Source organism: Leptolyngbya cf. ectocarpi LEGE 11479, from assembly GCF_015207065.1.
GTDB classification, from domain to species: domain Bacteria; phylum Cyanobacteriota; class Cyanobacteriia; order Phormidesmidales; family Phormidesmidaceae; genus Leptothoe; species Leptothoe ectocarpi.
The window spans coordinates 1-7,663 of record NZ_JADEXP010000313.1; the positions used below are offsets into that span (position 1 = coordinate 1).

4 protein-coding genes and 2 pseudogenes are annotated in these 7,663 nt (G+C 49.7%); 2 read left to right on the forward strand and 4 right to left on the reverse strand.

Annotation, left to right across the window (positions count from 1 at the left end):
• Positions 1–262 precede the first annotated feature (262 nt).
• From IQ260_RS23985 to IQ260_RS24000, 4 genes and pseudogenes are all read right to left on the reverse strand, one after another.
• Positions 263–2,419, reverse strand: a complete 2,157-nt coding sequence (locus tag IQ260_RS23985) for a mechanosensitive ion channel domain-containing protein (RefSeq protein ID WP_193995605.1) — start codon at positions 2,417–2,419, stop codon at positions 263–265.
• A gap of 326 nt (positions 2,420–2,745) precedes the next feature.
• Positions 2,746–2,970, reverse strand: a pseudogene (locus IQ260_RS23990) (AAA-like domain-containing protein); the annotation flags it as partial.
• A 114-nt stretch (positions 2,971–3,084) separates the two neighbouring features.
• On the reverse strand, positions 3,085–3,333 hold the full coding sequence (locus tag IQ260_RS23995) for a transposase (protein ID WP_228016393.1): 249 nt from the start codon (positions 3,331–3,333) through the stop codon (positions 3,085–3,087).
• Positions 3,311–3,598: pseudogene (locus tag IQ260_RS24000) on the reverse strand (helix-turn-helix domain-containing protein); the annotation flags it as partial. The gene IQ260_RS23995 and the pseudogene IQ260_RS24000, both read right to left, overlap by 23 nt.
• A 260-nt stretch (positions 3,599–3,858) precedes the next feature.
• Here IQ260_RS24000 and IQ260_RS24005 point away from each other — a divergent pair.
• The gene (locus IQ260_RS24005; RefSeq protein ID WP_322745038.1) at positions 3,859–5,565 is read left to right on the forward strand and encodes a CHASE domain-containing sensor histidine kinase; all 1,707 of its coding nucleotides are present in this window, start codon (positions 3,859–3,861) and stop codon (positions 5,563–5,565) included.
• A 75-nt stretch (positions 5,566–5,640) separates the two neighbouring features.
• On the forward strand, positions 5,641–7,623 hold the full coding sequence (locus tag IQ260_RS24010) for a dynamin family protein (protein ID WP_193995608.1): 1,983 nt from the start codon (positions 5,641–5,643) through the stop codon (positions 7,621–7,623).
• The last annotated feature ends 40 nt before the right edge of the window (positions 7,624–7,663 follow it).

Consider the following 7,663-nt stretch of genomic DNA (forward strand, 5'->3'; position numbering starts at 1 on the left):
AATACTACAGCTCTATCGTCGGGTGTTCTTTGTGCCTGTTCTTCGAACAAATGGTGGATGCACTTGTTTTGGGGATAACCTTCAGCAAGATTATTCCAAGACATCAACAACCGATAACTATCTTGTTCTGTCAGCATAAAATTTCTCTTTTAATTACTAGGCGTAAGAGACGCACCGAAAGCTATGATTTCTGCTCAAACGCTTAATCCAACAACTGGAACATTTTTTAATCCGACGAACTTGAAGAGGATGCTTGAGCCGTTTAAGACGGTAGATGAGGTGGTGAGGAAAATCCTTGAGCAGCTAATTTTTCCGCAGGAATTTGATGAAGATTAATATCCTGTTGGGGTGCAGCTAACTCAATCCCAAATTCATCGAGACGTTGTTGCAACGATTTGAGCAAGTCAACATAGACATCCCAATAGACATCAGTATTTGACCAAGCTGTTAGGTTTACCCCAATGTAGTAGTCATAATGGGCATTCCAAGGGAAGAAACCAGGTTTAGGATTTTCTAAAACCTCCGGATGGGAAGCGGTCATCTCTAGCCACATGGCCAGAACTTTATCGAGATCTTGAGAGAACTTGATATGAATGGCTAACCCAAGCTTACGAATATCGGAATGGGTGTAGTTAATAATGTCACTGCCCCAAACCGTATTATTGGGTAGCGTGATTATACTTCCACCAAAGTCCTTAAGCTTGGTACTCGCTAGGGAAATCGAGTCCACATAGGCCCAATACCCGGCAACTTTCACTTCATCACCCACATCAAAGGGCTTATTCACCAGCAGCATCAGCCCACTGGCAAAGTTACCCAAATTGCTTTGGAGCGCGAAGGCCAACACAAAACTCGCACCCCCAACCAGTGCCAAAACAGGGCCTAAGCTCACCCCTAGCGAGGCCAGTGCCAGCAGCGCACCGGCTACCAGTACACCGCGTTGAACCAATATCACGGCAAAATCACGAAATAGAGCGGAGGTTCCACCAATGCGAGTCAGCACGCGATCCGTGACCCTGGCCAGTAAACGAGAAACGATCACCGAGGCTAGTAAAATGCCGACAAATTTAGCCAGATTTAGCCCCCAGCGTAGTCCTCCTTCTTCAGATCTCAGCCAGCTAACCAGTCGGACGCCTAGTCCCTCAGTATCCGTGATATCAAGTTCAACCCCACTGACGACCTCAACGTACTTGCGATAGGAGGTGGTGTCGCCACCCTTTTGGTCTAGGGCATCTAAAACTACGGTGAAGCGATCAACAATTGCTATTCGCTCTCCCTGTAGGTTCGTGACATTCACAACCAGCTGATTTTTTAAATCTGACTCGGCTTCGGCTACAGCCTCAAGTTCCTCGGCCACACCTTCCAGTTGCTCTCCAGAGTTTTCTGCTGTCTCGGCGGTGGCTACTGCTACCTCGTCATCGGCCTGCACTTCCGTCGCTTCGGTCTCAATGGCATCCCCATCGGCCTGCTCTTCTGCTGATTCAATATCAGCAGCAATTTCATCCAGAGCTGATTCGGTCTCTTCAGACTCTATTGCTCCTTCCTCAGCAGTTTCCCCAGGCGCTAACCCCGCATCAGAGATAGCCTCGGCAGCCTCAATCACGGTGGCTCTGGCCGCTTCCACCACTGCAGAGAGTTCCTGATATTCGGGTGAGTCCGGAACGGCCTCTTCTAGCTCCTCCTCCGCTGATTCCAAGTCGATAAGCGCCTGATCTAAGGCATCAATCTTTTCTGTGGCATCATCATGGGCTGCAGATCCAGTAGTCAGCCCATCTCTTTCTCTTCTAGCTTCCTCTAAAATTTGCCGAGCAGCGGTGATCTCTTCCTCACTCTCAGCTTCTTCCAGGGTTGCCTGTAGCGCTTCGTTTTCTTCTAAGTCTTCACCGGTTTCAACGGCTGCCTCAACGGCCTGGTTAGCTTCTTGGAGAGACTGCTTTGCGGCTTCCAGCTTTTCCGTGGCCCGCTCATGTTCAGGAGTTCCGGGTGAAGCCTCGTCCAAAGCCGCTTCTGCCTCAGCCAGAGCCGCTTCTGCCTCTGTCACGGCCTGGGCCGCTTCTTCCTGGGAGGCAATGGCCACATTTTGGCGCTTGATGGCAATTTCGGTCTGACTAATTTCTTGAACTTTATCTTTCAGGATTAAGAACCAGGCGGCGGCTTCGACCTGTAATTCTTCTAATGTTAAAGGCTTGACAAATAACTCAAGCTGATCAATCGGGATTGTTAGATCTTCTATCGTGATAGCTGCAGCTGGATCAACATCTCCTACAATGGTGGACTCAACTAAAATAGATTGCTCTTCGGTAGATTCCGTTTCACCTTCCGCCTCTTGGGAAAATACTGGCAACCCGGCAACCAAAGATATCGCAATAATACCCGTTGCAATTACTGCGTGAATTCTGACAAAAATAACTTTACGCATTATAAAATAACTTTACGCATTATGTATTATCTATTTTTTTTGAACTATTTTTGAACTATAGATTGTGGCTACACAAAACTTCTTATTTGCGGACACCCGAAAAAATCTTCCCCTAGTATCCTAAAGCGGTTAAAAATCCGATACGAACTAACCTTTGATCGAGAACTTTTTTGATTTAAAAAACTATCAGATCACCTCTTGTGACTAGCCCAAGTATCTAATCAAAGCGGATGGAAAAAGTAAAGACGGAAAAGTCGGTTTTAGGCAGACCAATGAGTAGCATAGAGTGAAGTATATGAAGTTAAAATAACTTAATGATTTGGCCTTTAAAAGCTTAACTGCTGTTGGAAATACGTGAGATACACTTCACAACTGGGGACGGCCTGATAGCCTTTTACTGTTATTAGCCCAAGGCTTTCTAGGCAATACATAGTAACAGCATCTAGTTCGACACCGTCTTCAGAAGAGATCACGTGTTTAAACGCGGTAGCTAGACTTTGTTCTACTCTCAAAAGAGCTAGATAGTTACGTAGATGAGTGCCATAAATCCCAGAGGGGGTAGAGGCTGTTTTAAGTAGGCTGGTGAGAGCTGCAAACTGGGTAGCAAGATAGAATGAACAATAACGATACGGAGATTACGCTAAAGAAAGTTCCATCGAGCTTTTTCATGCCAGGAGCGCAATAGTGGAAAAAAACGGCTCTACCATAATTCCCGTAGTTGTTACTAGATATAGTGTTGAAGGTGCTGGGAACCACTCATAGTCATTGATATCGAGAGAGAGTCGTTTAAAGATGTGGTCTACATCAAAGATGCCATAGCATCGTCGTTTTAGAACTTTGACTCGGTTATTGAACCCTTCTACAAAGCCACTATTGAGTCCGTCAAGAAAGTAGAGTGCCATTGACCGTTTCATCACTGAGGTTGAACTTGCGAGCAACGTCCGAAACTGTCGAGTTGATCAACATCCGAAGCAGCCATTTTTCATAGGCTTTGGTATTGGGACTCCGTGGCTTGTCCCAACTGAGCCGTTGCGTTGTCGTCGGGGTTCCCTCGCACTCATCACACAGATAACGTTTGGGTCGCAATTCTATGTATACAGGCACTTCAAATAAGGGAAGGTGACGCAGCCGAAGCGCTTCGTTAAATCCATGAAAGTGACTAATATGACGACCACATTGCAGCAATTCTCAGTATGACAATATTGACCTATAAAATTCCTATTTTTGAGAATAGCAAGTGGCTACAAGCCTGATTTTTGGTTCGGGAAACTGAGCTTTAGGAGCCAGTTTCGATGCAAAAATCTCATACTGAGAATTGCTGACCACATTGACGGCATTTGGTCCCGTTCAGAGTACTGAGCTATAATGTCAGACCCCCTCCCTTCACCAAGGCAGCATTATACTCAGATGAAACTAGCACCAGAGATTTTCTATTGATTGTGCGCATTCCTCGTCCTACGCTAGTGATCTTTACCCTGCTCCTAGGAACTGGCCTATCCACGGTAGCTACCCTTGCTGTCGCCCGCTGGGAACGTGCCAACTATCGCCTTCAGTTTCAGCGCCAAACGGATAATCTGACCACTGCCCTCCAGCGTAGTATCAATCGCTATACTGATATTCTCCTTGCCCTGGGAGACTTTTATTCTGTTTCAGAGCAAACCGTTTCTCGCACGGAATTTAACCACTTTGTCCAACGGGCACTCAACACTTACCCCGGTATCCAAGCCCTAGAATGGGCTCCTGTCGTCTCTGCGCAAAGTCGCGATGCGTTTGAAGCACGTATCCAGGCCGAAGGCTATCCCGAATTTCAGATTACCGAGCGAGAAAGTCGCGGCGGGCTAGTGCGGGCCTCATCTCGTGGGTATTATATTCCTGTTACTTATCTACAGCCTTTTGCAGACAACGAACTGGCTTTTGGCTATGATCTTACCTCTGATCCTACTCGCCGAACGGCTCTTAAAACGGCCCGTGACACGGGGAAGATTGCGGCGTCCGGTCGCATTCGCCTGGTGCAGGAAAACAAAAATCAGTTTGGGTTTCTTGTCTTTTTACCGCTACATGATCAGTCCTCATCTTCCCCTCAAGAGCGCAGCTATCTCCTGGGTGTTTTTCGAGTCTCTGATGTAGTGGAGGAGTCCTTGGAAACCCTCAACTACAACATTGACTTTATCCTGAGCGACCAGAGTGCAGCGGCACCCCAACAGTTTTTAGGTCGCTATGATGCACTCACACAGACAGTGACGACGGACAGTGAGCCGGTGGGTAGACTCAGGCCCTGTCCTATCAATGACTGTAGCTATGCCCTGACCACTGGAGGTCGGCAGTGGGCCGTTACCTTTATCCCGGCGGTTAACTACCCGACATCTACTCCATGGAGTGCTCTATCGACATTAATTATCGGATTGTTGCTAACCATCATCGTGGCTCGCTATCTCTTCCAGGCCCAGGCAGAAATTGTTCGCACCCGAGAACTCAGCCAGGCTAAGATTCGTTTTTTCTCCATGGCCTCCCATGAGCTGCGTACTCCTTTGAGTACCATTTTGCTCTCGGCCCAAACGTTAGAAGCCAGTGCTTTGGCTGATCACCACCACCGGATTTCTGAACGGATCCGGGCGGCGGCCAAACGTATGAACCAGCTCTTAAATGATCTGTTGACCCTATCTAGAGCTGAATCTGGCAAACTCCAGTTTGCACCTGAGCTACTAAATCTACAGCAGTTTTGCCAGCAGCTGATCGAAGAAGTTCAGTTTAGTTTTGAAACCTCCCCGGAGATAGCATTTACCATAGCTGGTGACGGCCAAAAAGCCTATCTCGACCCGCAGCTGCTGCGGGCGATTTTAACCAATTTACTGTCTAATGCGATTAAATACTCTGGCTCTAATCCTCAGGTGGCTTTGACGGTGATCTGCCATGCCCATAGCTTTATCTTTCGGGTGCAAGACCAGGGGATTGGCATTTCAGAGGCGGACCAAGTGCGGCTCTATGAAGCGTTTTACCGGGGGACGAATGTGGGGGATATTGCCGGTACGGGTCTGGGGTTATCGGTGGTTAATGCTTGCTTACAACTGCACCATGGCACCCTTGCTTGCAACAGTCAGGTGGGCCAGGGAACAACCTTTGAGGTGACGTTGCCCCGCGTTGATTAATGGCGGCGATCAGGTCACAATTTACCTAGAGTTTATACGATCCAAAGCTTATATTTGGCTGGACCGCCTGCTGCTATGTCCCTGTTACCGCATCTTTCCCAAACCGCCGATCTGCGCCAAGCGCTGGCAACTCAGCTGGATGTGATGGCTGAGAGTCTTCAACCCCTCCAGGCCACCTTTGACCTGACTCAACCCCTGGCTGATGTCTCTGCTGCCAGCCAAAGTCTGCGTCAAGGGGTGTTTCGTCTGATGGTTCTAGGTGATATGAAGCGGGGCAAAAGTACCTTGCTCAATGCTCTTCTGGGAGAATCGCTGTTGCCTAGCAATGTGAATCCTTGCACGGCGTTGCTGACCGTTTTACGCTACGGTCCTGTACCCCAGGCAACGGTTTACTTTAGCGATAATACCTCTGAACAGCTCGATATTGCGACATTTACCCAGCGCTATACCATTGACCCGGCGGAGACGCGTCAGCCGGATGGAGCGACGCCCTTTGGCCATGTTAGCCATGCGGTTATCCACTACCCGCTGCCCCTCTTGCAAAACGGGGTGGAAATAGTCGATAGCCCTGGCCTCAATGATACCGAAGCGCGCAATCGGCTTTCCCTAGGCTATATCCAAAACTGTCATGCGATTTTGTTTGTGCTGCGGGCCACCCAGCCTTGCACTCTGGCGGAACGGCGCTATTTGAGTAACTACTTGCAGAATAAAGGGCTGTCGCTGTTTTTCTTGCTCAATGCTTGGGATCATATCCAAGAGAGTCTGCTAGACCCAGAGGATCCGGACGAACTTGCTCAGGCCGAAGCGCGTCTGCATCGGGTGTTTCACAATACGCTTAAAGCCTATTGTGACAACTATGACCAGCGAGTTTTTCCTATTTCGGCCCTACAGGTGTTGCGTCAGCGGATTAAGGTACCGGAGGCTCCCATTGGCGATCCAGGGTTTGCGCGGTTTTTGGCTACGCTCGATCAGTTTTTGAACCATGAACGAGCCAGGGCTGAGTTTCAGCCTGTGGTGGCTCTATCCCAGCGAATGCTGGCGGAACTGACTGAAAAAGTGGAGCTGCGACACACGCTGCTAGATCAGAGTGTGACTGAGCTAAAACAGTCTATTTTGCAGCTGGCTCCGGTCTTTGAACAGCTGGTGAGCATTCGCGATCAGTTTCAGCAGGAGATTCGAGAGAGCTGCGATCGCAACGCCACTGCTACCACCACCGCCTTTAAAGACTTCATCCTCAACCTAGAAACCACCTTTGAAAAAGACTTTGCCCCCTACCAGCCCGATCTCTCCTTGATCGATCTCGTGAGTCCTGCCGGTCGTCAACAGTTTAACCAAGCCCTCGAAACCGCCTTCCAGCGCTATCTTAACGATCAGCTATTACGCTGGAGCCGGACCCTGGAGCCCACCCTGCGCAGCGCCTTCCGGACACTCTCCCAACGCGCCGCCCACTATGGCACTTCCTACACCCAGGTCACCCAGAAAATCCTCACTACCCTTAGCGGTCAGTCAGTCCAGCTGCCCCTCGACAACGGCCAACCCAGCTGGGCAGAATGGGCCATCGATGCCCTCAACCAGCCCACCGACACACCAGAAGTCAAGGCCGTCCTCGCCAGCATTGACCTGCAGAGCATTTTGATCAACCTAGTAGCCGCCGTCGGCGCTAGCCTGCTGGCCTCCAGTCTGATTAGTACCATCGCCGGTCCCATTACCCTCGGCATTGCCAGCCTGGGCATCGGTGCCTTTCAAGTCGACCAAACCCGCCGAGCCCTGGTCCAAGCCGCCCGTCAGGAACTGAGCACCCATTTACCCCGCATCGCCGCCCAACAACAGCAGCCCATCCACTCTGCCATTGTTCAGTACTTTCGCGACTACGAGCGGTCCGTCATGGGTCGCTTAGATGCCGACATCAAAGCCCGTAAGGGTGATTTAGAAACCTTGCTGGCTCAAAAGCAGGATCAAGAACATCAAAGCCAGCATGAGCTAGACCAGCTACAGGTAGCATTAACCCAGCTACAGCAAGCCGACCGCACGATTCAACAGCTCTACCATCGGGTCTAGGCCAAGGGCACCATTCGCCGTAATGTACACTGGCCTAGTT

Excerpts from the sequence above, each read along its gene's own strand:
- IQ260_RS23985 (WP_193995605.1), bottom strand. The coding sequence starts at position 2,419 with ATGCGTAAAGTTATTTTTGTCAGAATTCACGCAGTAATTGCAACGGGT.
- IQ260_RS24010 (WP_193995608.1), top strand. The coding sequence starts at position 5,641 with ATGTCCCTGTTACCGCATCTTTCCCAAACCGCCGATCTGCGCCAAGCG.
- IQ260_RS23995 (WP_228016393.1), bottom strand. The coding sequence starts at position 3,333 with ATGAAACGGTCAATGGCACTCTACTTTCTTGACGGACTCAATAGTGGC.